Annotated in this window: 23 protein-coding genes, 5 tRNA genes and 1 riboswitch; of the genes, 10 read left to right on the top strand and 18 right to left on the bottom strand. The window is 59.9% G+C overall.

What is annotated here, in order from left to right:
• The first annotated feature begins 35 nt into the window (after nt 1-35).
• Nucleotides 36-389: a DUF2325 domain-containing protein gene (locus tag JHD62_RS00850; RefSeq protein ID WP_045847172.1), complete on the top strand. Its 354-nt coding sequence runs from the start codon at nt 36-38 to the stop codon at nt 387-389.
• An 86-nt stretch (nt 390-475) separates the two neighbouring features.
• On the opposite strand, the gene JHD62_RS00845 is transcribed toward JHD62_RS00850, so the two are convergent.
• The 8 genes from JHD62_RS00845 to hpnC all read right to left on the bottom strand — a co-directional run bounded on the left by JHD62_RS00845 (nt 476) and on the right by hpnC (nt 7,072).
• A complete protein-coding gene (locus JHD62_RS00845; protein ID WP_045847171.1) occupies nt 476-655 on the bottom strand; it encodes a zf-HC2 domain-containing protein in 180 nt (59 codons plus the stop codon).
• Nucleotides 652-1,212, bottom strand: a complete 561-nt coding sequence (locus tag JHD62_RS00840) for a sigma-70 family RNA polymerase sigma factor (protein WP_199101375.1) — start codon at nt 1,210-1,212, stop codon at nt 652-654. Before JHD62_RS00840 ends, JHD62_RS00845 begins: the two co-directional genes overlap by 4 nt.
• Nucleotides 1,213-1,214: 2 nt before the next feature.
• A complete protein-coding gene (gene radA / locus JHD62_RS00835; protein WP_199101374.1) occupies nt 1,215-2,579 on the bottom strand; it encodes a DNA repair protein RadA in 1,365 nt (454 codons plus the stop codon).
• Nucleotides 2,580-2,601: 22 nt separating this feature from the next.
• Nucleotides 2,602-3,201, bottom strand: a complete 600-nt coding sequence (locus tag JHD62_RS00830) for a hypothetical protein (RefSeq protein ID WP_062789687.1) — start codon at nt 3,199-3,201, stop codon at nt 2,602-2,604.
• Between the two features lie 56 nt (nt 3,202-3,257).
• A complete protein-coding gene (locus tag JHD62_RS00825; RefSeq protein WP_131354829.1) occupies nt 3,258-4,016 on the bottom strand; it encodes an SDR family oxidoreductase in 759 nt (252 codons plus the stop codon).
• Nucleotides 4,017-4,036: 20 nt separating this feature from the next.
• Complete coding sequence (gene hpnE / locus JHD62_RS00820; protein ID WP_199101373.1) at nt 4,037-5,341, bottom strand: hydroxysqualene dehydroxylase HpnE; 1,305 nt, start codon at nt 5,339-5,341, stop codon at nt 4,037-4,039.
• 7 nt (nt 5,342-5,348) lie between these two features.
• Nucleotides 5,349-6,194, bottom strand: coding sequence for a presqualene diphosphate synthase HpnD (hpnD, locus tag JHD62_RS00815; protein ID WP_199101372.1), 846 nt, complete (start codon nt 6,192-6,194; stop codon nt 5,349-5,351).
• A 65-nt stretch (nt 6,195-6,259) separates the two neighbouring features.
• Nucleotides 6,260-7,072 (bottom strand): squalene synthase HpnC, encoded by an 813-nt coding sequence (hpnC, locus tag JHD62_RS00810; protein ID WP_199101371.1) that lies wholly within the window; start codon nt 7,070-7,072, stop codon nt 6,260-6,262.
• A gap of 130 nt (nt 7,073-7,202) precedes the next feature.
• On the opposite strand from hpnC, the gene JHD62_RS00805 reads away from it, so the two are divergent.
• The 5 genes from JHD62_RS00805 to JHD62_RS00785 all read left to right on the top strand — a co-directional run bounded on the left by JHD62_RS00805 (nt 7,203) and on the right by JHD62_RS00785 (nt 7,733).
• Nucleotides 7,203-7,278 (top strand) — tRNA-Ala (locus JHD62_RS00805).
• Between the two features lie 25 nt (nt 7,279-7,303).
• Nucleotides 7,304-7,379, top strand: a tRNA-Glu gene (locus JHD62_RS00800).
• A 21-nt stretch (nt 7,380-7,400) separates the two neighbouring features.
• Nucleotides 7,401-7,476: transfer RNA gene (locus tag JHD62_RS00795), tRNA-Ala, on the top strand.
• A 52-nt stretch (nt 7,477-7,528) separates the two neighbouring features.
• A tRNA-Ala gene (locus JHD62_RS00790) sits at nt 7,529-7,604 on the top strand.
• Between the two features lie 53 nt (nt 7,605-7,657).
• Nucleotides 7,658-7,733, top strand: a tRNA-Ala gene (locus JHD62_RS00785).
• 46 nt (nt 7,734-7,779) lie between these two features.
• On the opposite strand, the gene JHD62_RS00780 is transcribed toward JHD62_RS00785, so the two are convergent.
• From JHD62_RS00780 to JHD62_RS00770, 3 genes are all read right to left on the bottom strand, one after another.
• Complete coding sequence (locus JHD62_RS00780; protein WP_199101370.1) at nt 7,780-8,442, bottom strand: hypothetical protein; 663 nt, start codon at nt 8,440-8,442, stop codon at nt 7,780-7,782.
• Nucleotides 8,443-8,617: 175 nt separating this feature from the next.
• Nucleotides 8,618-9,241: a GTP cyclohydrolase II gene (ribA, locus tag JHD62_RS00775; RefSeq protein WP_045847162.1), complete on the bottom strand. Its 624-nt coding sequence runs from the start codon at nt 9,239-9,241 to the stop codon at nt 8,618-8,620.
• Between the two features lie 83 nt (nt 9,242-9,324).
• On the bottom strand, nt 9,325-10,032 hold the full coding sequence (locus tag JHD62_RS00770; protein ID WP_199101369.1) for a GAF domain-containing protein: 708 nt from the start codon (nt 10,030-10,032) through the stop codon (nt 9,325-9,327).
• Between the two features lie 123 nt (nt 10,033-10,155).
• Between JHD62_RS00770 and JHD62_RS00765 the strand changes: the two genes are divergently transcribed.
• On the top strand, nt 10,156-11,235 hold the full coding sequence (locus JHD62_RS00765) for a hypothetical protein (protein WP_199101368.1): 1,080 nt from the start codon (nt 10,156-10,158) through the stop codon (nt 11,233-11,235).
• 70 nt (nt 11,236-11,305) lie between these two features.
• On the opposite strand, the gene JHD62_RS00760 is transcribed toward JHD62_RS00765, so the two are convergent.
• The 4 genes from JHD62_RS00760 to JHD62_RS00745 all read right to left on the bottom strand — a co-directional run bounded on the left by JHD62_RS00760 (nt 11,306) and on the right by JHD62_RS00745 (nt 15,018).
• Nucleotides 11,306-12,397 carry a polyamine ABC transporter substrate-binding protein gene (locus tag JHD62_RS00760; protein ID WP_045847159.1) on the bottom strand — a complete coding sequence of 364 codons (1,092 nt, stop codon included), beginning with the start codon at nt 12,395-12,397 and terminating at the stop codon, nt 11,306-11,308.
• A 194-nt stretch (nt 12,398-12,591) separates the two neighbouring features.
• Complete coding sequence (gene hslO, locus JHD62_RS00755) at nt 12,592-13,470, bottom strand: Hsp33 family molecular chaperone HslO (protein ID WP_045847158.1); 879 nt, start codon at nt 13,468-13,470, stop codon at nt 12,592-12,594.
• Nucleotides 13,471-13,472: 2 nt separating this feature from the next.
• Nucleotides 13,473-14,060, bottom strand: coding sequence for an MFS transporter (locus JHD62_RS00750; protein ID WP_199101367.1), 588 nt, complete (start codon nt 14,058-14,060; stop codon nt 13,473-13,475).
• 127 nt (nt 14,061-14,187) lie between these two features.
• Complete coding sequence (locus JHD62_RS00745) at nt 14,188-15,018, bottom strand: L,D-transpeptidase (protein ID WP_233160468.1); 831 nt, start codon at nt 15,016-15,018, stop codon at nt 14,188-14,190.
• A 213-nt stretch (nt 15,019-15,231) separates the two neighbouring features.
• On the opposite strand from JHD62_RS00745, the gene rlmD reads away from it, so the two are divergent.
• Both rlmD and JHD62_RS00735 read left to right on the top strand, forming a co-directional pair.
• Nucleotides 15,232-16,821, top strand: a complete 1,590-nt coding sequence (gene rlmD, locus JHD62_RS00740; RefSeq protein ID WP_199101365.1) for a 23S rRNA (uracil(1939)-C(5))-methyltransferase RlmD — start codon at nt 15,232-15,234, stop codon at nt 16,819-16,821.
• Between the two features lie 336 nt (nt 16,822-17,157).
• Nucleotides 17,158-17,246: riboswitch (cyclic di-GMP riboswitch) on the top strand.
• 61 nt (nt 17,247-17,307) lie between these two features.
• Nucleotides 17,308-20,040: a putative Ig domain-containing protein gene (locus JHD62_RS00735; protein ID WP_199101364.1), complete on the top strand. Its 2,733-nt coding sequence runs from the start codon at nt 17,308-17,310 to the stop codon at nt 20,038-20,040.
• A 70-nt stretch (nt 20,041-20,110) separates the two neighbouring features.
• Here the strand turns inward: JHD62_RS00735 and JHD62_RS00730 are convergent, their stop codons facing one another.
• The 3 genes from JHD62_RS00730 to JHD62_RS00720 are packed head-to-tail and all read right to left on the bottom strand — an operon-like array spanning nt 20,111 to nt 24,611.
• Nucleotides 20,111-21,475, bottom strand: coding sequence for a TolC family outer membrane protein (locus JHD62_RS00730; RefSeq protein WP_199101363.1), 1,365 nt, complete (start codon nt 21,473-21,475; stop codon nt 20,111-20,113).
• Nucleotides 21,475-22,860 carry an HlyD family type I secretion periplasmic adaptor subunit gene (locus tag JHD62_RS00725; protein WP_199101362.1) on the bottom strand — a complete coding sequence of 462 codons (1,386 nt, stop codon included), beginning with the start codon at nt 22,858-22,860 and terminating at the stop codon, nt 21,475-21,477. Before JHD62_RS00725 ends, JHD62_RS00730 begins: the two co-directional genes overlap by 1 nt.
• A complete protein-coding gene (locus JHD62_RS00720) occupies nt 22,857-24,611 on the bottom strand; it encodes a type I secretion system permease/ATPase (protein WP_082086466.1) in 1,755 nt (584 codons plus the stop codon). The genes JHD62_RS00725 and JHD62_RS00720 overlap by 4 nt, the downstream gene beginning before the upstream one ends.
• A 228-nt stretch (nt 24,612-24,839) precedes the next feature.
• Between JHD62_RS00720 and JHD62_RS00715 the strand changes: the two genes are divergently transcribed.
• Nucleotides 24,840-25,076 (top strand): hypothetical protein, encoded by a 237-nt coding sequence (locus tag JHD62_RS00715; protein ID WP_199101361.1) that lies wholly within the window; start codon nt 24,840-24,842, stop codon nt 25,074-25,076.
• Nucleotides 25,077-25,107 lie beyond the last annotated feature (31 nt).

Here is a 25,107-nt window from a genome sequence, read left to right as displayed (position 1 = left end):
ATCATTTGCAAAACTTATCCGGACAGGAGCCACTCATGAACGCAATGCTGGTAGGTGCAGATACCCTGGGCAACATCCCTTCCGTGCTGCAGGAACATGGCATCCAGATTAACCGCCACCTGAGCGGACGCAACAGCTCGCACCAGCGCAAGCTGGACCGTCTGCCGGCAGGAACCGACTTGCTGATCCTGTTTACCGATTTCCTCGGCCACAACGTGATGCGTCACTTCCGCTCGCTGGCCGCAGAACAGGATATCCGCTTCATTGCCTGCCGCCGCTCGGTGTGTGCGCTCAAGCAATCGCTGACCGGTGCCGGGCTGTGCGAACAGGCTTGTGCCAGCTGTCCGCAGCATCAGGCACAGCGCAGGCAGGCACACCAGGCCTCATGAGCCAGGCCGCATGAGCAATGAAAAAGCCGACCCGCAGGTCGGCTTTGCTTTGGCCTGTGACAACCCAGGACTGGGTGCGAAACAAGCTATTCGCCGCGTCCGGCCTGGCGGGCCGACTGGCGCAATACTTGCAGCTGATGCGAGAACTGGCGGCAATTGCCGCACATCCACAAATGCACACGCAACCGCACGTGATCCCACTGGCTCAATGGTTGATCCAGCCCTTGCGATATCAAACGGCTGGCCTGTCGGCAATTGATCTTCATGCCCTGGCCTCCCCGGTCCAGCGAATTTCGAAACATTCGCGCAAGCTCATCCGTGCGCGATAGAGCAGAACTGAACAGTTAGTCGCAGTAATGTCCAGATTGTTACAGATTTCGGCAATTTCCAGTCCCATCACCTCGCGCATGACAAAAGCCATGGCGGTGCGGCGCGGCATCACCTCGGAGCAGCGCTCGAACACTTCCCAGAACTGACGGGACATCAGGGATTCTTCCGGCCCGCTCCAGGCCTTGATCCTGTCCTGCCAGTGGCCGTCCTTGCTGAACAGGCCGTCAAAATCGCTATCGTCGGTTTCATCCTCCAGCGATTCGAACAGCACCTCCTTGCCCTTGCGGCGCAAGCGGTCCACCAGCTTGAAGCGCAGGATGGACGTCAGCCAGGTACGCAAGCTGGATTTGCCGTTGAAACTATCGCCGGATTCCAGCGCCGCCAGCACGGTTTCCTGCACCACCTCATTGGCGGCATCCCGATCGCGCAGCTGCGCCAAGGCATAGCGCTGCAAATAGCCCAGTTCTGCTTCCAGATCAGCATGGGAAATCATGCTCAGTCTCCACGGCAGTAATCAACCGCATGTTCCAGCCGGTCGACAGTGATGACTTGCAAACCTTCAATCGGCTGGCGCGGCTTGTTGGCCGTGGGCACCAGTGCGCGGGTAAAGCCCAGCTTGGCCGCCTCTTTCAGGCGCTCCTGCCCGCGCGACACCGGACGCACTTCACCGGCCAGGCCCACTTCACCGAATACCACCAATTTTTCTGGCAGGGGCTTGTTTCGCAGCGACGACACCATGGCCAGAATCACCGCTAGGTCGGCTGCCGGCTCGCTAATCTTGACCCCGCCCACGGCATTCAGGAATACGTCCTGATCGAAACAGGCCACGCCGCCATGGCGGTGCAGCACCGCCAGCAACATGGCCAGCCGGTTTTGTTCCAGCCCCACCGCAAGCCGCTTGGGCTGCATGCCGTGACAGTCATCCACCAGCGCCTGCACTTCCACCAGCAAGGGACGGCTGCCCTCCTGTGTCACCAGTACGCAGGAGCCGGCCACATCGTCCCGGTAAGACGACAAAAAGATGGCAGATGGGTTGGACACACCTTTGAGACCGGTTTCGGTCATCACGAACACACCCAGCTCGTTGACTGCGCCAAAGCGGTTCTTGATGGCGCGAATCATGCGGTGGCTGGAGTGGGCATCGCCCTCGAAATACAGCACGGTGTCCACCATGTGTTCCAGCACGCGCGGGCCAGCCAGCGAGCCTTCCTTGGTGACATGGCCTACCAGCAGGATGGTGGTGCCGGTCTGCTTGGCCATGCGGGTAAGCTGGGCCGCGCATTCGCGCACTTGCGACACAGAACCAGGGGCCGAGGTCACCTGCTCGGTGTATAGCGTCTGGATGGAGTCGATGACTGCGACTTCCGGCTGCTCTTGCTTGAGCGTTTCCAGAATGGCTTCCAGGCGGATTTCCGCCAGCAGGTTCACCTGGCTGGGGTCAACCGCCAGCCGTGAGGCCCGCAGGGCAATCTGTTGCGGCGATTCCTCACCCGACACATACAGCACCTTGCGCCGCTTGCCGATGACCGCCAGCGCCTGCAACAGCAGGGTTGATTTGCCAATGCCGGGGTCGCCGCCGATCAGGATGACGGCACCACGCACGATGCCGCCGCCCAGCACGCGGTCCAGTTCGTCGATGCCGGACGGGTCACGCGGCACTTCTTCGGTCTTGACCTCGGACAGCACTTGCACACGGGCATTGGTGGTGGACCAGGACTGGAAACGCGGGTTGCTGCTGGCGGGCGTGGAGACGGCCTCTACCAGGGTGTTCCAGGCGGAACAATGCGGACACTGGCCCTGCCATTTCGGCACTTGGCCGCCGCACTCGGTGCAGCTGAAAACAGTTTTGGGTTTTGCCATCAGGAAAAGCGCAGGAAGGGGTTCAACCGGGATTGGCGTTGTTGGCGTTCTCTGCCGGAGCCTCGCCACCGGCTGCCGGTTTGTTGCCATTGAGTTGCTGGATGATGTTGAGCAGGCGTTTCTGGTCTGGTTCGCCGCTGCTGCTGGCCTTGGATTTGGACTTTTCACCACCGCCATTCTTGCGAATGGCCGCCAGAACGGCGGCCACTTGCGGATCGGTCTTGGCTTCTTTGTCCGCCTGTTCGCTGGTCAGCGGCGGGGGCGCATTGGCCACCGCGCCCTTGGGCGCCGTGGCCGCACTGGATGACTTGCCTTCCGCCGGTGAACTGGCAGCAGCTTTCGCGGCAGAAGCTTCAGCATGACCGGCGGCACTGTCTGCCGGTGGCTCCATGGTGTCCAGCTTGTTCTTGGCCATGTACTCGTTCATTTCACGCCAGCCAGCGTAAATGGCCGCAGTATCGGCATCCGGATTACGCCGGAAACACTCTTCCAGCGAGCGGCCGGTCTGACGACAGGCGGCACCGAGTGCCTTGTGTGCCTCTTTGGACAGGCCGGATACATTATTGACCCAGTTGCAGCCGGCCAGCACCGCCAGCAAGGGCAGAATCCACAGACTCTTCATGCATTACCCCCATTTGCCATCCGCCGCGGCCACCCGGGCCACGGCGCAGATGCAGCTTATTCGCCTTTTTTGCTGCGCAGGTCCAGCTCGATGATCTCGCCGCTGCGACCCTTGCTTTCCGCCGACAGCCAGTAGAGCAGATAGGGCATCAGCGTGGCCAGGTCCGCCCGTTCGCTCTTGGCTTCACCCGGGTGGGTGCGATTGCGCTGCGGCGAATTCACCGGGCCCGGAATCAGCTGGTTGACGCGCAGGTTCGGGTATACGTCCCATTCATCGGCGGCCACCTTGGTCAGATAGTTCAGCCCGGCCTTGGACGCGCCAAAACCACCCCAGTATGCCGCCGGGTGCAGGGAATGGCTTTCGCCCATGAACAGCACCGACGCATCCGGAGATTCCTTCAGCAAGGGCAGGCAGGCACGGCTCAGGGCAAACGGAGCCACGGTGTTGATGCGGTACTGATTCATCCACTCGTCAATGCCCTGGTTGGACAAGGGCGACAAGGCATAAAAATGCGAAGCGCAATGCACGATGCCGTCCAGTCGGCCCAGCGTCTGCTTGATCTGGAAGGCGGCATTGCCCAGTTGTTCGTCCGTTGCCGTCAGCAAATCCAGCGGAATGGCTGCCGGCTCCTTGCCGCCTGCGGCCACGATTTCATCGTAGACCTTCTCCAGCCCTTTTACGCTGCGCGCCAGCAATACGACATCCGCACCATGTGCAGCAAACGTCAGCGCGGCTTCCCGGCCTACCCCTTGCGTTGCGCCTGTCACCAGAATGACGCGGCCTTCCAGACAATTCTTGGCAAATGTTTGGTTCATTTTGTTTTTTCAGCTGCGAGTCACCTGCCGGTAACTCTTGATGATGGCAAATCCTGCATTAACTGGCGGGCCGCGGTCAGACCGCTGCGCACCGCACCTTCCAGCGTGGCGGGATAGTCCGGGCACAGCCAGTCCCCCGCCAGATAAACCGATTGTACCCTGCTACGGCAGTGTGGTCTTGTCAGACCCACGCTTGACGCAAAGGTGGCGCGCTTCTCCACGATCAGCTGCCGCTCCAGCGGCACCTGCCCGTTGAGCGCCGGTAACAGCACCTCGACATCCGCCTGCACCCGGTCCAGCAAGCTGGCACGATCCAGGTTGCGCACCGCGGGCGGTGGTGCGCTGATGACAGCGGCCAGCAAGCCTCGCTCACCCGACAGCGCCTGGCGGTCGAACAGCCAGTCCAGCGTGCCGCCCTGCAAACCCGTCATGGGAACCGGCATGTTGATGTCGGCATCGTAGCGCAGGTATGCGGTATATATCGGCCAATAATGAAATGCCTTGATCTGACTTTGCAGTTGCGGCTCCTGCAGCAGTACGGCCGCATGATAAGGTGCCACCGCGACGATGGCGGCATCAAACGGCTCACCATCCACCACCACACCCTGCTCTGCCGGATGAATCTGTGCGACCCGTACGCCGGCACGCCATTGCAGGCCTTGTTGGCGCAGCCAGTCCAAGGCCGGGCCTGGAAACAAGGCAGTCAGATCACTGCGCGGCAACAGCAGGTCGCTATCGGCACGGCTACCGCCCAGGCTGTCGCGCAAGGTAGTGGCAAGAATCTGCATGGAAGCCAGCTCCAGCGGGGTATTGAGCGCCGACAACACCATGGGCCGCCAGAACTGTTCCACCAGATGGGCCGACTGCCTTTGTGCGGCCAGCCACTCGGCAACCGTGATGTCTTGCGCCAGGCGCCAGCCTTGCCAGCGCAAGCCCTGCAAGGCACGAGCCAATTGCCATTTGTCCCGCCAGCCAATACCGCTTGCCGTCAGCAGGCCGGCCAGCACATGCAAGGGGGCAGGCCAGCGCGGGCATTGCATGCGCATGCCGCCCTGGCGCTGCCAGACCAGCGGCAGCCGCAACATGGCCTTGGCATCGTCAACGCCCACCCTGCGCATCAATTGCAGGCAATCACGGTAGGCACCAATCAGGATGTGCTGCCCATTATCCAGCAGACTGTCGCCACTATTCAGCCGGCGGGCCCGTCCGCCAGGTTCGCGCCCGGCTTCGAACAAGGTCAGCTCAGCCTTACCTGCCAGCTCCACTGCGGCGGCAAGCCCGGCCCAGCCGGCACCGATAATGGCAATCCTCGGTCTGGCCTTCATCACAGCATCAGGCCTTGTAGCCCAGCGTCCAGGTGCGCCATGCCAGCCACAGCTTGCGTACTGGCGTCAGCGACAGGCGCTGGTTCAGCACCTTGGCCGGGCCATCCAGCTGGATTTCTTCCAGCGTGGCGCGGTAGATGGCGGCCATCAGCAGGCCGGGACGCTGGCTCTTGCGGTCCACCACCGGCAGCAGCTCCCAGGCGCGGCGGTAATATTCACGTGCGCGTTCGATCTGGAAGGACATCAGCGCGGCAAATTCCGGACTTTCCTTGTAGCTCATCAGGTCGCTGGCCGGCACATTGAAACGCTGCAGCTCTTCTACCGGCAGGTAGATGCGGCCACGGCGCGCGTCTTCACCAACGTCGCGGATGATATTGGTCAGCTGGAAGGCAATGCCCAGTTCATGCGCGTATTTGAGTGTTTGCCGGTCCTGGTAGCCGAAAATCTGCGCTGCCAGCTGGCCAACCACCCCCGCCACGCGATGGCAGTACAACAGCAGGTCCTGGAAGCGGTCGTATCGGGCAAAGTCCAGGTCCATCTGCATGCCGTCGATGATTTCTTCCAGCAGATTCTGCGGCAGGTCCAGCGCGGCGGCATGCGGCTTGAGCGCCAGCATCACAGGGTGTTCCGGCTGGCCGTGGTACAGCTTTTCCACTTCACCTCGCCACCAGGCCAGCTTGGCGCGGGCAACGTTTTCGTCATGACATTCGTCAACCACGTCATCCACTTCACGGCAGAAGGCATACAGTGCGGTGATGGCATCGCGACGGTCTTCCGGCAAGAAGCGGAAGCTGTAGTAAAAGCTGGAGCCGCTGCTGGCGGCCTTGTCCTGACAATACTGCTGCGGCGTCACACGCCTCTCCTTTGTTGCCGACGGGTCAGCCTGCTGCTTCCCGCCTGAGTGAGTATGGTTATCTATTATTTGGCGCGCAGCGCACGCCACAGCATGTAAATCCAGTCGCGCCAGGTCAGCACCGGGCGCTGGCGAAACACGTCGCCGCCGCTGTCGTGCAGTTTTTTCAGGATGCGCTCGCCGCCCATGATGACAAGACGAAGTTCCAGTCCCAGACGGCCCTTGAGCACCTTGCCCAGCGGCGCACCGGCTTGCAGCATCTTGCGGGTGCGTTCGATCTGCGCCAGCATCATCGGCCGCCACAGGCCGGTGGCATCGCGCCCGGCAATCTGCGCTTCGCGGATGCGGAATTTTTCCAGATCATCCAGCGGAATGTAGATGCGGCCCTTGTTCCAGTCCACGCCCACATCCTGCAGGAAGTTGATCAGTTGCAATGCCGTGCAGATGCCATCGGACATGGCCAGGCTGCGCGGGTCGTTTTCACCATACAGTGCCAGCATCAGCCGCCCCACCGGATTGGCCGAGCGGCGACAGTAGTCCACTACTTCGGCAAAGTTCTGGTAACGGGTTTTCACCACGTCCTGGCTGAAGGCCGACAGCAAGTCATAAAAGGGCTGCAGCGGCAGCTGGTGCTGACTGATGACGGTAGCCAGGTTACGCATCAGCGGCATGGCCGGAATACCACCATCGCGGATGACATCCAGCTCGTCACGCAAATGCGCCAGTTCGCGCAGGCGTTCGTCAGGCAGCTTGTCACCCTCGTCCGCCACATCATCGGCATAGCGGGCAAAATGATAGATGACATGTACGGCGCGGCGCATGCGCCGTGGCAGCAAGATCGACCCGACCGGGAAGTTTTCGTAGTGACCAACCGACATCGGCAATCCAACCCTGTCATTGCAGAACCGGTGATTATAGCGCAGGGGCAGCGCTAAATTTTTTTTCGCAGATCCCTTTACAGCTGCGGACAGCCTGTCTATACTGCGCCCCACTGTGAACGACAGACACGGGGCTATAGCTCAGCTGGGAGAGCGCTTGCATGGCATGCAAGAGGTCAGCGGTTCGATCCCGCTTAGCTCCACCAAAGGTCTTCACAGGTTTTGCCTAGGGTCCCCATCGTCTAGAGGCCTAGGACATCGCCCTTTCACGGCGGTAACCGGGGTTCGAATCCCCGTGGGGACGCCAAGAATTCGATGTAGTACCCGTGGGGGTATAGCTCAGCTGGGAGAGCGCTTGCATGGCATGCAAGAGGTCAGCGGTTCGATCCCGCTTATCTCCACCACAATTCAGATACTGATGACATCGCCTGACGGGTTTCATCAGTCCAGCATTACGGGGGTATAGCTCAGCTGGGAGAGCGCTTGCATGGCATGCAAGAGGTCAGCGGTTCGATCCCGCTTATCTCCACCACTACACAGTCAGCTGCCCGATGGCTCCAGACCATCAGACAGACAAAGCAATACGGGGGTATAGCTCAGCTGGGAGAGCGCTTGCATGGCATGCAAGAGGTCAGCGGTTCGATCCCGCTTATCTCCACCAAAACAAAAGCCGGAATCACACGATTCCGGCTTTTTCTTTGCCTGTGTCAAATGGCTGCCGTCCCCGGCGGCCCCAGCAATGGCACCAGTTGCGCCAGCCTTGCCTGTACCTGCAACAGCAGCGGGTGCTGCGCCATGCCAAAGCCCTCGCCCACCATCGCCAGCACAAAGCGGATGCCGTGCAATACCAGCACGGCGGCTTCTTGCTCTTGTGGCAGCAAGATATTATCACCAGGCCGTTGCCGTCGCCGCCGCTCCGCCACCCGCGGCGCAAATGCTGGTGATGGCAGTTCTCCGGCCTGCCTGCTGTACAAGCGATAAGGCAAGGGCCAGTCATCGACCACTACGGGTTGCCTTCCGGTCAATTCCTGCAGCACCTGCCCCCACTCCTCGACCAGACGAACCAGGCGTTCCAGCCCGCTTTTTGCCTGCCCTCGGCCACCTTGCATCATCTGCTCGCGCAAATGCTGCACGCGCCGCAACAGAAAACGCAGCTTGGCCAGGGCCAGTTGGCGGGCGTCTTCATCCTGTCCGCCAGTGGCACGTCGTGCCAGATCATCCAGCATGGCCACCCAGTCCAGAAACTCTGCCAGGGCCACGCTTTCCTCTACGCCATCCCGGTCTGGCATGCGGCGTGGCAGTTTGCCACGCCGGGCCTGTGGATCTGCCATGGTGTTGAACCAGACATTCTGCTTGGCGGTGATTTTCATCGCGATGCCTCACTCAGCGGACTGCCCACCACATTTTCAATAATTATTTGTTTTATTTTAAATCTATCGACCAGTATCGAGAATACTTGAATCGTTGAGCAGCAAACAGCGTAGGCAGCATGAAAAATGCCAGCGCATGGCGCTGGCATCGGGAAGTGCGGCAAAAACGGAATGATCAGGAAAACAGCATGTGGCCCAGCTTGGCGGCCTTGGTATCCAGGTAACGATCGTTATGCGGGTTGCGCCCCACCATCAGCGGCACCCGCTCCACCACGTCGATACCGGCGGTCTTGAGGGTTTCCAGCTTGCGCGGGTTGTTGGTCATCACCCGCACGCTCTTGATATTCAGCGCATCCAGCATGTGGCGCGCCACGCGGAAGTCACGCATGTCCGCCGGGAAGCCCAGTTGCTCGTTGGCTTCCACCGTGTCCGCCCCGCCGTCCTGCAATTTGTAGGCGCGGATCTTGTTGATCAGGCCGATACCACGACCTTCTTGCCGCAAATACAGCAAGGCACCACGGCCTTCCTTGGCAATGGCTTCCAGTGCGGCTTCCAGCTGGAAACCGCAATCGCAACGCAAGGAGAACAATGCGTCGCCGGTCAGGCATTCCGAATGCAGGCGTGCCAGCACCGGCTCACCATCGGCCACATCGCCCATGGTCAACACTACATGTTCGCGCCGGCTGTCCTGCTCCTCAAAGCCGTGCATGGTGAACACCCCGAACGGCGTAGGCAGCTTGCAACTGGCCACGTAATCAACAACGGGTTCAATCTGCGGGTTGGGGTATTGCGCGGCCATGCTTGCTCCGGAATCTGTTCAGGAAACTTCGCGCTCGCTACGCGAAGCCATGTGGTGGGGAATATTCCGTAACTGAGGGCAATTTACGCCTTTTCAAGCGGCGGCATGGCAGCAAACGGTGCGGACAGCACAATGGCCAATGCCGCCAGCCACACCTGACGGTTGGCATCAAAGTAGCCCAGCTGACTGGATTCGGCATCCAGAATACCCAATACCCGGTCATGCTCATCCACGATGGGCAGGCATACTTCACTCTTCACCTTGGGGTCGCATTCGTAGTAGCCACCACCTTCGGCGCGCCAGGCGGCGACATCGTCAATCAGCACGCCCCAGCCGGTCAGGCCAACGCGGCTGTTATTGCTGCCTGCAGCAAATTCTTCGGTCAGCGGGAATTCAGCCCGGCTGGGCAGGCCCTGATAGGCCAGCTTTACCAGACGGGCATCCTTGCCCTCACCGGCTCGGCGATAAATGCCCAGCCAGTCTGCACCGATCTTCTGGTTGACCGAATCGACCAGTGCATTGAAATTGGTCAGCAAGCTGCGCGCAGCTTCGGTTTCGCCGCCGAACCATACCGAAAGGTCGTAGGGCTCATCAGCCAGCTCCTCCACCAGCGAGCAGGCACCGTCTTCGCTCAGCTCCGGCACCTGGTAGCGGAACAGATCGCGCTGCACCGGGGGTTTTTCCACATCCAGCACGGCCTGCAAGGTCATGACGGCAATTTGCAATTCGGTTCGATCTAGCTTCAGGCCCTGTTCACGCAGGTAGTCGGTCAGCTGGCGGGTCGGTATCATCAATACTCCTGGCATTGCTTGGAACACAGACAGCCAAACACGGCCAGACTGCCTGATAAAACGCGTTAGCATACCAATACTGCCAACAAAAGTCGCCCTTCCCTCTGCCTGCATCGTTCACCCATGACTGCCATCCATATTCCGTTTTCTCCGCTGCGCATCCGCGCGGGTCACCGCGCCATCTCCCTGCTACGACAACACGGCCTGCCAGCCGACCGGGTTGGCAGCCTGCCCGGTGCTGCCGGAGGCCCCAAGGCGATTGGCTTGTGCGGGCTGGATCAGGCAGTATTCGGCTGGCTGGCCGACAGCCCGCGCCCGCGCGAGCTGGTGGGTGCATCCATCGGCAGCTGGCGCTTTGCCTGTGCCATGCAGGCAAAACCACAACAAGCCCTGGCACGGCTGGCCGAACGCTATACCGCGGAATGCTATGCCGACAATGTCGACATCGCCGGCATTACCGCACAAACCCGGCAGATGCTGCAGGACATCCTCGGCCCGGACGGCCTGCAAGCCATCCTGCACCACCCGCATTACCGTTTGTCGTTGCTGCTGGTGGCATCGCACGGTTTGTTAAGGCACGAGGCACCGGCCTTGCTACTGCCCGGTCTGGCCCTTTGCGCCACGCTCAATAGCCTTGGTCGCAACTTGTTGCGCCACTGTTTCAGCCGGGTGATTTGCCACGATGCCCGCAGCAGCCTGCATTTTGTTCCGCATGATGGCCTGCCTACCCGTTTGCTTGCGCTGGGTGAACATAATCTGACTGCCGCGCTGATGGGCAGCGTGGCCATACCGGGGGTATTGCACGGGGTAAGCCTGCCGGGTGCGCCAGCAGGCGTATACCGGGATGGCGGCTTGCTGGATTACCACCTGGACCTGCCCTTTACCAGTCAGGATGACATCACGCTGTATCCGCATTTCGGCCCGCGCATCGTGCCGGGCTGGTTCGACAAATTCCTGCCCTGGCGTCAACACCAGCCGTCCAACCACAGCAATACCCTGCTGCTTTGCCCTTCCGCCGACTATCTGGCGCGACTGCCAGGCGGCAAGCTGCCGGACCGCAGTGACTTCAAGCGCTTTCGCGGCCAGGACAAGCTGCGGCAGCAGCAGTGGCGCACCGCCTGCAGCGAAAGCCAGCGCCTGGGGGACGCCTGGCTGGAATGGCTGGCGCGCGGCTGCCCGCTGGATGTGGTGGAAGCGCTCTAGTGATTGCGGCTGGATGACCAAACAAAAAGCCCCCGAACGGGGGCTTTGGTTTGCTGTCAGGCAATCAGGCTCAGCCGGCACGGCCCAGCTTGAAGTTCTGCCACAGGCGGGAATAGATGCGCAGGGTTTTCGGGTCTACCGACTTCATGATGAAGCCCTTCTTCACATCGTCAGCCGTCGGGAAGATGCTGCGGTCAGCCAGATACTTCTTGTCGATGAAAGGACGTGCAGCCAGGCTGCCCGGTGCATAGGTCACCTTGTTGGCATTGGCGGCAGCAACATGCGGGTCCAGCGTGTAGTTGATGAAGGCCAGTGCGTTGGCCACATTGGCGGCATCCTTCGGAATGGTCATGCTGTCCACCCAGAAGGCAACACCGGTCGACGGCATCAGTACCTTGATGTTGACGCCACGCTTGGCTTCTTCGGCACGACGCTTGGCGATATTCAGGTCGCCACCGTAACCCATGGCCAGACATACGTCACCATTGGCAACGTCGTTGATGTAACCGGAGGAGGAGAACTGGGTGATGCTGGCACGAATGGCAGCCAGCTGCGGTGATACCGCCTTGTAGTCAGCCTCGTTGTTGCTACCCGGCTGCTTGCCGTAGTAGTGCAGCACCTTGGGCAACACATCCGATGCCGAGTCCAGCACGCTGACACCACAAGACTTCAGCTTGGAAACATATTCCGGCTTGAACAGCAGGTCCCATTCATTGGCCGGCAGCTTGCCGCCCAGGGCCTTCTTCACCTTGTCTTCGTTGATACCCAGGGTAATCACACCCCAGAAGTAAGGCACGGCAAACTTGTTGCCCGGGTCGGATGCTTCCATCAGCTTGAGCAGGGCCGGGTCCAGGTTCTTGTAATTGGGGATCTTGCTCTTGTCCAGCGGCTGGAACAGACCACCCTTGATGCCTACTTCCAGCACATTGTTGGACGGCACGGTGATGTCGTAGCCGGAGTGACCGGTCACCAGCTTGGCATTCAGCGTTTCCATGCTGTCGTAAACGTCGTAACGCACCTTGATGCCGGTTTTCTTGCTGAAATCCGGTACGGTGGTCGGTGCAATGTAGTCAGACCAGTTATAGATGTTTACGACCGGTGCGCCGGCCTGAGCTGCCAGTGCAGTGGCGGCCAGCAGGCCACCGATAATCATTTTTTTCATTGTTTCCCAACTCCTTCGGTACAGGTTTGTTGCATCATGCCTGTTTAGCATATCAGTACATTTGTGATCAAATCTACCATTTCCTTAAACAGCCTTCATCCGCTGCTTGTGGAAAATGCCATGCAGAATGCAAAAAGCCGCCAAATATGGCGGCTTTCACGCGTACAGGCAAGTGTAGTCGGTCTGTGCTCAACTCAATGCCGCGCTTCGCGCACGGCGGCAACCAGGTCGTAATCGAACAGCTCGTTGGCGTCCTCTTCATCAAACACATAATGCTGGTTGCAGTAGTCGCAGACAATTTCCACACTACCCTGCTCCACCAGCACTTCGCCCACTTCCTGGCCGCCCAGCATCTTCAGCATATTGCCCACGCGCTCGCGGCTGCAATTGCAGGAAAAGCTGACGGCTTCGGGTTCGAACACCCGCACGGTTTCTTCATGGAACAGGCGGTGCAGGATGTCGGCTGCCGGCAGGGTCAGCAACTCGTCGGCTTGCAATGTGCCACCCAGAATGCGGACGCGGTCCCAGCCTTCCGGTTCGCCATGGCCGTCGGGCAGGCGTTGCAGCAGCATGCCGGCTGCGGTGCTGTCATTGCTGGCCAGTACCAGGCGGGTATCCAGCTGCTCGGAACGCAGCATGTAGTTTTCCAGCATCTGGCCGATGCTGTCGCCTTCCAGCGCCACAATGCCTTGCCAGGTTTGCGACTTGTCCAGCTTGGGTTCCAGCGTGATGACAAACTGTCCGGCACCACCCAGCAAATCCAGAATGGGAGCTTCGGGCAGATCGCCATCCCACTTGGCGGTAGCGCGCACCGTGCGGTCATGGTTGCACTCCACCACGGCCAGGCGCAGCGGGCCGCTGCCATGCAATTGCAGGATGAGGGCACCGTCAAATTTCAGGTTGGCCGACATCAGCTGCGCAGCTGCCATCATCTGGCCCAGAATGTTCTTGAGCGGTGCGGGATAGGCACGGCGGGCCAGCACCTGCTGCCAGGCGCCATCCAGACGGACCAGTGCGCCGCGCACCGGTGCGCCATCAAACAGGAATCGTTGCAAAGTATCGTGTTGGCTCATGTTCATTCCTTGGCGGTGTCTTCTGCCACTTCTACGGTATAGACGGTCATCGGCAAGCAGGAATTGACGTCGAATTCGCAACCGGCGCGCACGCCGATTTCTGCGATTTCCTGTGCACTCAAATCCTGCTCGTAAGCGGCAAACATCGCGCCCATGGCGAATTTGCGTCCCGAACCTATCGCCCAGAAACGCGAAAACTGGTAGATCTCGCGCATGGGGTAAACACCGAAAATACCGTGGGGATTGGCAATCACCACCATCATCTGGCTGGATTCATAAGGGTCTTCCTCGTCCTCTTCCGGACGCAGGTAAAACCCGTCTTTCAATTTGGGATGCAGCTTGCGAAAGGTATCGAAAATGCCTTTGCGGCTGGAGAAATCCTTTTTCTTCAGTTCCTTCAGCGCACCTTGCAGCACCAGGTCATGGGCAGCAGAACCGGAAATGGCAAGATAGCTGTCTCCGTGCTGGAAAATCTTGTTATGGAAACAGTCGTAGCTGGCCAGTAGTTTCTGGTCGTCACCAAAGGTGGTCTGGCTGTCGGCGGCAATGGCAATCTGCCCGCCTTTTCTTACTGCCACAATGGTTGTCATTGCCGGATGCGCCTGCTTGCAAGGGAAGGGGCTAATATAGGGCCGCATGGCAAAAATGCAAGCCTGCCCCGCAACAGGCAACAAGCCGACTTGCGTCGGCCTGTAACCCGGACTGCCTGAACCCTGCTTACAACACCACGGCGGGCTTCTTCACAGCTTTTAGCTTGTTACCGGCTGAATTATAGGACTGCGGATTCGTCACATTCTGCGGCTCGGCCTGCTGTTCCACCGGCATGCCCTCCTTGGGCGGCAGGGACAGCCAGCGCACGGCGGCCAGTTCACCCGGCACACCGGGCTGGTGCTTGCAGGTGAGGCACACCGGCTTGCCGCTGCGCTCTTTCAATGCCTGATCCACCCGACGCCCCACCACGGCAACGCCGTGCGTGCGCTGCCACTCCAGCAGGCTGTCGGCCAGATGGGGGAAAGACGGGTCATCCTGCTTGTAATGGTTTTTATAGGCGGTGAGCCACAAATCGCCGGCCTGGTCCTGATTCAGCAATACCGTCTGATAGGCAATGGTGACCGCCGCGCCCTTTTGCACGGCATCGGCCAGGCTGAGTGCATCCGGGTTCTTCAGACGGATGCAGCCATGGCTGCGAAAACCGGGCACGGAAGCCGGCGCATTGGTGCCGTGAAAACCCAGCCCCAGGCGAGCCTCACCAAAGCGGATGAATACCGGACCAAGCGGATTGTCCGGCCCTGGCGGCACGACGGTCAGCACCGGCTTGCCCTGGTTCTTCTGCTCTTCCTGAATGGATTTGGGCACATGCCAGCTGGGGTCGCGGTACACCCCGGTAATGGCATAGCTGCCAATGGGGGTCTGGGTCAGCATCTTGCCGACCGCCACCGGGTAAATCCTTTGCAACTGGCCATCCTGATAAAAAAACAGGCGGGCCTGCGGCAGATTCACCACCAGATGCTGACCGGCCTGACTCAGCTGGATATCAGGCTCGGGCATGCTGGCAGCCATGATCGACGCAGAGGAGGACACCCAGACAGCAGCAGGAACAAGAAAGGAAAGCGACAACTTCATTGTGCACCAGACCCATGGTTTTTCACGAAAAACATGATAACAGAAATCAGCAAATTCCCGCCCCGGCAAAAACCCCTGCGCAGCAGCGCATATTTTGAGAAAATCCCGGTTTTACGCCTGATTTCCCACATCAATACAATGACTCAGCAACAGACCATTGCTCTGGTCGAATCCCTTGACCACGAAGGCCGCGGGGTCGCCCACGTCGACGGCAAGACCATTTTCATCGACGGTGCATTACCTTATGAAAAGGTAATATACAGCGCATACCGCAAAAAACCCACGTACGAAAACGCCGACACCACCAGCGTGCTGAAGGAAAGCTTCATGCGCACCACGCCGCGTTGCCCGCACTTCGGGACCTGTGGCGGCTGCTCGATGCAGCATGTGGAATTCACCGCCCAGGTGGCCATCAAGCAGCGCGTGCTGGAAGACAACCTCAAATTCATCGGCAAGGTTAAGGCTGAGCGCATTCTCACCCCGATTGCCGGCCCCACCTGGCATTACCGTCACCGCGCACGCCTGTCGGCCCGCATGGTGCCAAAGAAAGGCGGCGTGCTGGTGGGCTTCCACGAAAAGCATTCCAGCTATATCGCAGAAATGAGTGAATGCCATATTCTGCCGAAAAACATCTCCGACATGATCATGCCGCTGCGCGAGATGATCGCCAGACTGTCGATCAACAGCCGCATGCCGCAGGTGGAAGTTGCCGTAGGCGACAAGGTGGACATCCTGGTATTCCGCAATATGGATGCCATAAATGCCGCCGATGAAAAACTGCTGCAACAGTTTGCCGACACCCATCGCCAGCCCGATCGTCCGGTACAGATCTGGCTGCAACCCGGCGGCCCGGACACCTGCTACCCCATCTACCCGCTGGATGCACCGCGCCTGACCTACAGCCTGCCGCAATACAGCGTGGAAATGCCGTACTACCCCACCGAATTCACCCAGGTGAACCCGCAAATCAACGCAGTGATGGTGTCGCGTGCGCTGGGCTTCCTCGACCCGCAGCCGGGCGAACGCATTGCCGACATGTTCTGCGGCATCGGCAACTTCACCCTGCCCATTGCCCGCTCCGGAGCCACCGTACACGGCATGGAAGGCAGCCAGGCACTGGTGAAGCGTGCGGTGGAAAACGCCACCCACAACGGCCTGCAGGACAAGGTTAGCTATGAAATGGCCAACCTGTTTGAAGTCACACCGGAAAGCTTTGCCGCACTGGGCAAGTTCGACAAGATGCTGGTCGACCCGCCACGCGACGGTGCCATCCAGCTGCTCAAGGCCATGACCGACGACACCGCACCGCAGCGCATTGTCTATGTGTCCTGTAACCCGGCCACGCTGGCACGCGACGCTGGCGTACTGGTGCACACCAAGGGCTACACCCTCAAGGCGGCAGGCATCATTAACATGTTCCCGCACACCGCCCACGTCGAGTCCGTCGCCTGGTTCGAAAAAACCGGCCCGGCCAAGAGCCTGAAGGAAGTGGCGGAGATGGAAGCGGCAGAAGAAGCCATCCGCGAAGCCAAGCGCCAGGCCCGCAAGCAGCAGGAAGCCGAGGCAGAAGCCCGTAAACAGGCTGAACTCGCAGAAAAAGCCGCTGCCAAGGAAGCCCGCCGTCAGCACTATCTGGATAACAAAGAGTATTACGACGCCAGAAGTGCGGCCCAGCAGCAGGCACGCGATGCCGCTGCCGCTGGCGAGGATGTTTCCAGCAAGGAATAAGCTGTTTTAGGTGTTTGCCTGTAGCGTTCGACCCCAGTTGTCACCCCGGAGCGAACGATGCAGGCGCACCTGACCGACAGCTATGTTTCAAGAATCAAGACCCCGGAAGCGCGTGTAGAACTCAAGGACACGCGGATACCGGGGTTTGTTTTTGTCTGACTTCAGCGCTGTTTCAGTGACGTCATTGCGAGCCAGGGAAGCGGGGGTTGTGTATTGGCAGCCTTGTATTACTCATGGCCTGATAGCATTCATAAACAACCCTATAAAATATGTGGTTTATCAACGACATTCCACAAATTAACAATTGTAAATAAAGAAAAATCCCCTCTAGAATTAGCTCATTACAGGCAAAGCCGGTGAAAGCCGGTGACGCAAAACTAAAGGGACTACCGGAGGCCTTGCCCCCATGTCAGCCAGTTGCCCGCTACGCGATGCGTGGCTGCATGTGCACCTTTGGGTTTGTCGGATACTACTGAAGGAAAGCACATGAGCGCCTCCAATACCCTCTCTCGCCAGTCGAACAACCCGCTGGACAATGCTTCTGGCTCGCAGACTGCCGACACGATATTGACCGGTCTGGCCAACAACGTATTGCACGATATTGCGCTACCTGTGCAAGGTGCCATGCTGCGTTCGGCGCTACCCTTTGTCAGTGCAGCAAGCGTAAGTACCACAAGCACGGCATCCACTGCCGCCCTGGCCACTTCCACCACGACCACGACCACCACGGTAAAAACCGGCAGCACCACCGCTCCCAGCTGGATTGCCACGCTGACCGATGCCGCCTTGAAAGCCGACATGAACGCCATGTCCGGCAACGTGACCGAAGCGGGCCTGGCCAAGATGGTGACCGACCTGGCTGCCGAACTGACCAGCAGCAAGAGCACGCTGTCCACCAGCCAGTTCAACGACCTGAAAACCATTGTCACCAACCTGAATGTAGGTGAAACGGCGTCGTCCTATTCCCAGTACACCCTGAATGCGCTGGTAAACGGCAATGCTGCCAACAGCAGCTGGACCGGTGGCGCGGCCAGTTCCAGTTCGCTTGGCAATCTGGCTGTCGGCTCCAGCGCGGCCCAACTGAGCAATCTGAATGGCAAATGGCTGCAAGGTACGGACTTGCCCACTTCTACCGCCACGGTTGATGGAAGCACGGTCAAGATTACCTACGCCACCAGCACGGCAGCCTTGTTCGGCAGCAGCGGCCCGCTGGCCAGTGACATCAATCAGGGCCGACTGGGTGATTGCTACTTCCTGTCGTCGATTGCCGAAGTGGCGATGCAGAATTCCGGCATCATCAAGAACATGATTACCGACAACGGTAATGGCAGTTACGGCGTGGCATTCCACGTCAAGGGCGTGACCGAATACGTCACCGTCAACAATGTGCTGCAAACCGGTTGCAACTCCGGCCCCAATATGTGGGCCACCTTGCTGGAAAAGGCCTACGCCCAGTTGCAGGCCATCAATGTCACCACCGGCAACAGCTATAGCGGCAACAGCTTCACCGCCATCGGTAACGGCGGCCTGCCTGATTACGCACTGGAATCCATTACCGGTGCTTCGCAGATTACCGACTACAGCGGCAGCGGCACCAGCTGGCTGTGCCGTACTTACAATTCTTCCTTGTCCGGTACCGGTTCTCAAAGCGGCCTGAGCAATGCTACGGTATTGAGCTCGCTCAAAACCCATCTGGCTGCCGGTGATGATGTAGTGCTGTCGTCCTACACCTGGAGCTACGACGCCGCAGGCAAGGTGCAACTAGTGGCCGGCCACGCCATGTCGGTTTACGGCATTGATGCTGCCAATGGCAATCTGGAAATCCGCAACCCATGGGGCAGCCAGACCGGCCAGTACTGGAACACCACCTTTGAAGTGAGCCTCGCTACCCTGCTGGCCGCTGGCGATACCATCACCGTGGACAATGCCGGCGGCTCGGTCCCCGTCACCCCGAAAGCACCGGTCATCACCGCCCAGACTGCTGATCAGACAATTGCCGCCAACCATGCCTTCTCGGTATCGCTGGCAAATGTATTTACCGACCCGCAAAACCAGGCACTGAACTACAAGGTGACACTGGCCAATGGCCAGGCGCTGCCGTCGTGGATGACTTACAACGCCAGCACCAACACCCTGTCCGGCACTACGCCGCTCACCAGCAGCAGCACCCAGGTAATGGTAAAGGTAACGGACACTTCCGGTCTGTCTGCCAGCGAAACCTTTTCCATCACTGATACAGCACTGGCACCGACGCTGGCCAAGGCTACCGCCACCCAGGTGGTGACACCTGGCCACACCTTCAGCATTGCTCTGCCGACCGGCACCTTTACCGATCCGCAAGGCGAAACGCTGAGCTATACCGCCAAGCTGGCCAGCGGGGCTGCACTGCCGTCCTGGCTCAGCTTCAACGCCCAGACCCAAACCTTCAGCGGCACCGCACCCACAGCCACGACTTCGCTGTCACTGCAAGTAACAGCCAGCAACCAGGCCGGTTTGTCCACTTCGGAAACCTTCACCCTGAACGATGGTTATGCTGCCCCGACACTGAACCAACAGACCGCCACGCAAACCATCAGTGCCGGCAAGGCCTTCAGCTTTACCCTGCCGTCCACCACCTTTATCGATCCGCAAGGCTTGGCGGTCACCTACAAGGCTGCGCTGGCCAATGGTCAGGCTTTGCCCAGCTGGCTGAACTTCAATGCCCAGACCGAAACCTTCTCCGGCACCGCGCCGACCACGGCAGGCAGTTTCTCGGTCAAGCTCACCGCTACCGACAGCGCCGGCTTGTCCACCTCGGAAACCTTTTCCATCAACGATATCGCCACGGCACTGAAGGCACCGGTGGTGAACCCGCTGCCACTGATGGTCGGTTTCAATGCCAATGGCACGCTGAATATCAGCGTGCCGCAAGGAACATTTACCGATCCGCAAGGCTTGTCCCTGACCTACGGTGCCAGCCAGTCCAACGGCCAGGCCCTGCCGAGCTGGATTACCTTCAACTCCCAGAACGACAGCTTTACCGCCACACTGGGTCACCAGACTGAATCGGCCATCATCACGGTGAAAGCCACCGATACGGCAGGCCTGTCCGCCAGCGAAACCTTCTCGCTGACGCTGGGTGCCGTGGCCGCGACCCATGGAGTGGTTGGTGAGGCAGCGCCCACCATCTCGCTGGTTGGCGTTCAGCAACTGGCACCAACTGATCTGCACGCAGCCTGAGCCAGTCAGCAACAAAAACGGCCTACTGTCCTTGCACAGCAGGCCATTTTGTTTTGGTCCCGCCCTGCTATCAGGGTGAGGACTGCGGCTTGCCGGACTGGAAGTGGCGGTCCAGCAAGGCCAGGTCCCCCTGCTCGATGGTACCGCTGGCCGCACGCAGTGCAATCCAGCTCACCAGCTGGTTGTACTGTGCCAACAGCAAATCACGCCGCGCCTGATACAGCTGCTCCTCGCTATTGAGGATGTCGGTCAGCGTCTTCACCCCGGCCACCAGTCCAAGCTTGCTGGCCTTTACCGTCTCGGCACTGGAGAACACCGCTTTTTGCAGCGAGACCACCTTGCGCGCCCCGGTGCTCACGCCGTAATACTGCCGGCTGACTTCCAGCTCCACCTGGGCGCGGGCATTGTCCAGTTCCGCCTGCGCCTGTCGATACTGTGCCGCGCTCTGGGCCAGCTGGGCGCTATTGTAGCCACCGTTGAACAGCGGCAGGCTCACCTCCACGCCAATCACGTTCTGGCTGATGCGCTGGTTGATGGTCGAGACCGAACTGGCACTGGAACGGTCCTTGCTGGCGACCAGATCCAGCGTCGGATAATTGCCGGCGCGGCTACGCTTGAGCTCTTGCTCGGCAATACGCAGGTTCTGTTGTGCTGCCTGAATGTCCGGGCTACTGGCCAGGGCCTTGTCGCGCCACTGTGCCAGTTCTCCTTCCGGGCCCAGATAGCGGCCGATGTCTTCCTGCGGTTCGGCCAGTTCGCTGCTGCGCTGGCCGGTGGTGGTTTGCAAGGTACGTTCGGCAATCTGCTGCATGCTGCGCGCTTCCAGCAATTCCGCCTCGGCCATGGCCATGCGGGCTTCCGCATCGTGAATATCGGTCACCGTGCCATCACCCTGATCAAACAGCTTCTGTGCCTGGGTACGTGCAGCTTGCAGCGCATGCAGCTTGGCTTCGCTCAGTGCCAGGTTTTTCTGTGACAGCAACACCCCCAGATAGGCCGACAGATAGCGCAACACCAGCTCGTTTTCCTTGCGGGCAAACAGCGCGTGGCTGTAGTCCACCCGCGCCAGCCCCTGCTGGTACAACGCCCAGCGTTGCAGGTTGAACAATGGCTGACGCAACTGGATGGCGGCGTCCTGACTCATGTAATTGAGCGGCGAGGTGGAGATGGCACCGGTAAAATCCGGTGCGGTATCGCTGCCGGTGACCTTGCTACGGTTGAAGCTGGCATTGACGGTGGGCAGCAATTGCGCGCGGCCCATCGGGCCATTGGCTTCGCCGGCTTCGCGTTCGGCGGTGGCGGCCTGATATTGCGCGTCGTAGGCGCGGGCCAGTTGCAGGCCTTCCAGCAAGCCATAGCCTGCAGACAGGGCAGGCATCGCCAACAGACAAGCCGCAGCCAGCAGCGCAGGGCGAAACAGCGGACGGTCGGTCATCAGCTTTCCTTGAAGGCCAGATTCATGCGATCGAGCACCGGCTTGAGCAGATAACGCAGCATGGTGCGCTCGCCACTCTTGATGACAATGCTGGCCGGCATGCCGGGCTTGACCTGCTGATCTCCCAGCAGCCGCATGCCAGCCGGGGTCACCTTCACCTGCGCCAGGTAGTAGGGCATGCCGGTTCTGGCATCCAGCAAGCGGTCCGCCGAGAAGGTGGCCACCTCGCCGGGAATCACCGGGGTGGTTTGCTGGTTGAGCGCCGGGAAGCTGACATCCACCGGCAGACCGGGGCGTACCTTGGCACTCATCGCCGGATCCACCATGGCTTCGATCAGCAGGGGCTGATTGTCCGGTACCACTTCCATCAATGGCTGCCCCGCCTGTACCACACCGCCGACGGTATGGATTTTCAAGCCCAGCACCCGGCCAGCCAGCGGCGCGCGGATGGTACTGTTGTGCAGTACGTAGCGCTGGGCGGCCAGCCGGTCGCGCAGGGTAGCGGTTTCTTTCTGGATGTCGGTGAGCTGCGACTCCACTTCTTTCTGGTATTCCTGCTTGCGCGCCAGTTGGCGCAGCCGGGTTTCGGCAATGCCATCCTGCACCCGGCCAATGCTGGAGATGGTATCGGCCAACTGGCCACGGATTTCCGCCGCGCCACGCTCAAGCTGGTACAGGCGGTTCCTGGGCACATAGCCCCCTGCCGCCAGGTCGCGAATGCCTTCCAGCTCCTTGTCCTGCCATTTGCTTTGTTCGGCACGGGCGGCCTTCATGCCTTGCAGGCCACGCAATTGCTCCTGCAAGCCCTTGATGTTTTCATCCTGTGCTTGCAGTTCGTCACGCAGGCCGTCACGCCGGGTATGAAACAACTGGGTTTGCAGCTGCTTGGCCTGCTGCACGCGGGTTTCATTACCCGGCAGCTCCTGCCCCAGCTGATCGAGCTCGGCAGAAAAGCGCAAGCTGGCGCTGCCCTCGCGCTCGGCCAGCAAGCGGTCCTCAATGGCACGAGCGGTGATGAACTGCGCCAGGATGCTGCCCATCTGCGCCCGCACTTCGGTGTCGTTCAATGTCAGCAGGGCCTGGCCTTTGCGCACCACATCGCCTTCGTTCACCAGCAGTTTTTCCACGCTGCCACCGGTCAGGTGCTGCACGCTCTGACGGTTGCTGGCGACGATCACGCTGCCGTTGGCGGTCACCCCTTCGTCCAGCGGGGCCAGTGCCGCCCACAGCACAAAACCGCCGAAGCCAATCAACAACACTTTCAGCCCCCAGCGCCCCACGCGCTTGTCGTCGGTATCCACCCGGCCAAAGGGTTCAATCGCAGACGGGGTAGCAGGCGTAGCCTGATCCCGGCGCAATGCTGTCAGTTTGCGGAACAGATTCATGCCACGCTTTCATCCGGATTCTTGCCTGCCTGTTGCTGCATGGCGGCTTGTTGTTGCAGGGCCTGCTGGGTAGCCTGGTTCAATGCGTACAGCACCTGGTCGCGCGGGCCGAACAAATGCAGCTGACCGTCGCGCATCACCAGCAGCTTGTCCACTGCATTGAGAATGCTGGTGCGATGGGTAATCAGCACCACGGTGCAGCCCCGCGCCTTGAGGTCCATCACGGTATGGATCAGGGCTTGCTCGCCCACGTCATCCAGATTGGAGTTGGGTTCGTCCAGCACCACAAAGGCCGGGCTGGCATAGATGGCACGCGCCAGACCAATGCGCTGCTTCTGGCCACCGGACAGCATGTTGCCGCCATCGCCCAGGCGGGTGTCGTAGCCTTGCGGGAAGCGCAGAATCATTTCGTGCACCCCGGCGCGGGTGGCGGCTTCAATCACCAGTGCCGAGTCCACCTTGCCAAAACGGGCAATGTTTTCGGCAATGCTGCCTTCAAACAACTCGATATCCTGCGGCAGATAGCCGACATGGGGGCCCAGTTCGTCCTTGTTCCACTGGAACACATCCGCCCCGTCCAGCCGCACCTTGCCCGACTGCGCTGGCCAGATACCCACCAGCAGGCGCGCCAATGTGGATTTGCCCGCGGCACTGGGGCCGACAATGCCTACTACGTCTGCATGCTGCATGGCAAAGCTGATGTTTTTCAGGATGGGCAAGGCGCTGCCGGGCGCTGCCGCCACCAGGCCTTCCACCTGTACATTGCCCTGCGGGCGCGGCAGGCTCATGCCGCTGATACGGGCAGGATATTCGGTCAGCAAGTCATCCAGCCGCTGGTAAGCCGCACGTGCCGAAATCAGCTGCTTCCAGGTGGCGATGGCCATTTCCACCGGCTGCAAGGCGCGGCCCATCAGGATGGAACCGGCAATCATCATGCCGGGGGAAATTTCATTCTGGATGGCCAGCACCGCTCCCACTGCCAGCACCAGCGATTGCAAGGCCAGCCGGATCAGCTTGGAAACCGCACCGATGCGGGCAGCACGGTCCGAGGCTTCCGTCTGTTTTTCCAGCACCCGGCTTTGCAGCAGGAACCAGCGCTCGCGCAACGCCGGTAGCATGCCCATGGCCTCAATCACCTCGGCATTGCGCAGATTGTTGTTGGCATAGTTACTGGCCGCAATGGCAGCCTGATTGGCCTCACCCAGCGGTTTGCGCGTGGATAGCTCGGTCAGCCAGGCCAGCGCACACAGGATCAGCATGCCGGCCAGCACGAACAAACCCAGTATCCAGTGGAACATGAAGGTCACCACCAGATAAATCGGTGCCCAGGGCGCATCGAAAAAGGCAAACAGGCCATTGCCGGTGAGAAACTGGCGCAGCGTGGTGAGGTCGTGCAGGGCCTGGCTGGCATTGCCATTGTTACGGCGTAAGTTTCGTTCGAAGGCGGCAGTGAATACGCGGAAGTTAAGCTGCATGTCCAGCCGGTTACCTACGCGAATCAGCACCGAGGAGCGCACCATCTCCAGCACCGACATCAGCCCGTACAGGCCCACCACCATCAGGGTCAGCATCAGCAGTGTGGTTTCATTGCGGCTGTGCAGTACCCGGTCGTAAATCTGCAGCATGTAGATGGAAGGCAGCAGCATCAGCAGATTGATGACTGCACTGAAACCGGCCAGCTGATAAAAAGCCTGCCGGAACAGCAGCATGACCTGTGCCAGTTCGGAGCGCGACTGCAAAAGACGTTTCATTGGATGGTGTCTCGGAATGGCATGCGTAGCGCAGTCAGGCGGCTCTGCCTGCTGGGCGTGTTAAAAAATGCAAGCAATCTTACCATTGGCATGTTTCTCCCCCTACCCCCATTTTAGTGGCAGGGTTTAAGCTTTGCCGCGCCATCTCATCCGCCATGCTTGTTGGCGGGACGTTCTGTACTGGGGTATGGTAGGTGCGCGTATTTGCCATCAGCGAAAGAACAGATCATGTTTGTCCAGGACAGCAGCAGCATTGTCTATCGTCAACTCAGCACTGCGGATGGCAAGGTGTTTTCCGTGCCGGAGTTCATCCTGCGCATGGATGAGGCCAACTTCCATGGCTGGCAGCTGCGCTATGGCGAATGGACCGATTTTGCCGACCTGCCCGGTGCCGATGGCAGTGCCCTGGCGCTGCAACGCGCAGTGGAAGAAATGCTGGAACGGGTGGAATACCGGGGTAAATGAACAGGCCACGCCCGGTGACATGGCCTGTTGT

Origin of the sequence: Aquitalea sp. ASV11 (genome assembly GCF_016429185.1) — a bacterium.
Lineage (GTDB): Bacteria > Pseudomonadota > Gammaproteobacteria > Burkholderiales > Chromobacteriaceae > Aquitalea > Aquitalea pelogenes.
The sequence above is the reverse complement of the archived record's forward strand: the minus strand, read 5'-3'. Positions and strand labels throughout refer to the sequence as shown.

Coding starts and splice junctions, on each gene's coding strand:
- JHD62_RS00850 (WP_045847172.1), top strand. CDS start 36: ATGAACGCAATGCTGGTAGGTGCAGATACCCTGGGCAACATCCCTTCC.
- JHD62_RS00845 (WP_045847171.1), bottom strand. CDS start 655: ATGAAGATCAATTGCCGACAGGCCAGCCGTTTGATATCGCAAGGGCTG.
- JHD62_RS00840 (WP_199101375.1), bottom strand. CDS start 1,212: ATGATTTCCCATGCTGATCTGGAAGCAGAACTGGGCTATTTGCAGCGC.
- radA (WP_199101374.1), bottom strand. CDS start 2,579: ATGGCAAAACCCAAAACTGTTTTCAGCTGCACCGAGTGCGGCGGCCAA.
- JHD62_RS00830 (WP_062789687.1), bottom strand. CDS start 3,201: ATGAAGAGTCTGTGGATTCTGCCCTTGCTGGCGGTGCTGGCCGGCTGC.
- JHD62_RS00825 (WP_131354829.1), bottom strand. CDS start 4,016: ATGAACCAAACATTTGCCAAGAATTGTCTGGAAGGCCGCGTCATTCTG.
- hpnE (WP_199101373.1), bottom strand. CDS start 5,341: ATGAAGGCCAGACCGAGGATTGCCATTATCGGTGCCGGCTGGGCCGGG.
- hpnC (WP_199101371.1), bottom strand. CDS start 7,072: ATGTCGGTTGGTCACTACGAAAACTTCCCGGTCGGGTCGATCTTGCTG.
- JHD62_RS00780 (WP_199101370.1), bottom strand. CDS start 8,442: ATGAAAATCACCGCCAAGCAGAATGTCTGGTTCAACACCATGGCAGAT.
- ribA (WP_045847162.1), bottom strand. CDS start 9,241: ATGGCCGCGCAATACCCCAACCCGCAGATTGAACCCGTTGTTGATTAC.
- JHD62_RS00770 (WP_199101369.1), bottom strand. CDS start 10,032: ATGATACCGACCCGCCAGCTGACCGACTACCTGCGTGAACAGGGCCTG.
- JHD62_RS00765 (WP_199101368.1), top strand. CDS start 10,156: ATGACTGCCATCCATATTCCGTTTTCTCCGCTGCGCATCCGCGCGGGT.
- JHD62_RS00760 (WP_045847159.1), bottom strand. CDS start 12,397: ATGAAAAAAATGATTATCGGTGGCCTGCTGGCCGCCACTGCACTGGCA.
- hslO (WP_045847158.1), bottom strand. CDS start 13,470: ATGAGCCAACACGATACTTTGCAACGATTCCTGTTTGATGGCGCACCG.
- JHD62_RS00750 (WP_199101367.1), bottom strand. CDS start 14,060: ATGACAACCATTGTGGCAGTAAGAAAAGGCGGGCAGATTGCCATTGCC.
- JHD62_RS00745 (WP_233160468.1), bottom strand. CDS start 15,018: ATGCCCGAGCCTGATATCCAGCTGAGTCAGGCCGGTCAGCATCTGGTG.
- rlmD (WP_199101365.1), top strand. CDS start 15,232: ATGACTCAGCAACAGACCATTGCTCTGGTCGAATCCCTTGACCACGAA.
- JHD62_RS00735 (WP_199101364.1), top strand. CDS start 17,308: ATGAGCGCCTCCAATACCCTCTCTCGCCAGTCGAACAACCCGCTGGAC.
- JHD62_RS00730 (WP_199101363.1), bottom strand. CDS start 21,475: ATGACCGACCGTCCGCTGTTTCGCCCTGCGCTGCTGGCTGCGGCTTGT.
- JHD62_RS00725 (WP_199101362.1), bottom strand. CDS start 22,860: ATGAATCTGTTCCGCAAACTGACAGCATTGCGCCGGGATCAGGCTACG.
- JHD62_RS00720 (WP_082086466.1), bottom strand. CDS start 24,611: ATGAAACGTCTTTTGCAGTCGCGCTCCGAACTGGCACAGGTCATGCTG.
- JHD62_RS00715 (WP_199101361.1), top strand. CDS start 24,840: ATGTTTGTCCAGGACAGCAGCAGCATTGTCTATCGTCAACTCAGCACT.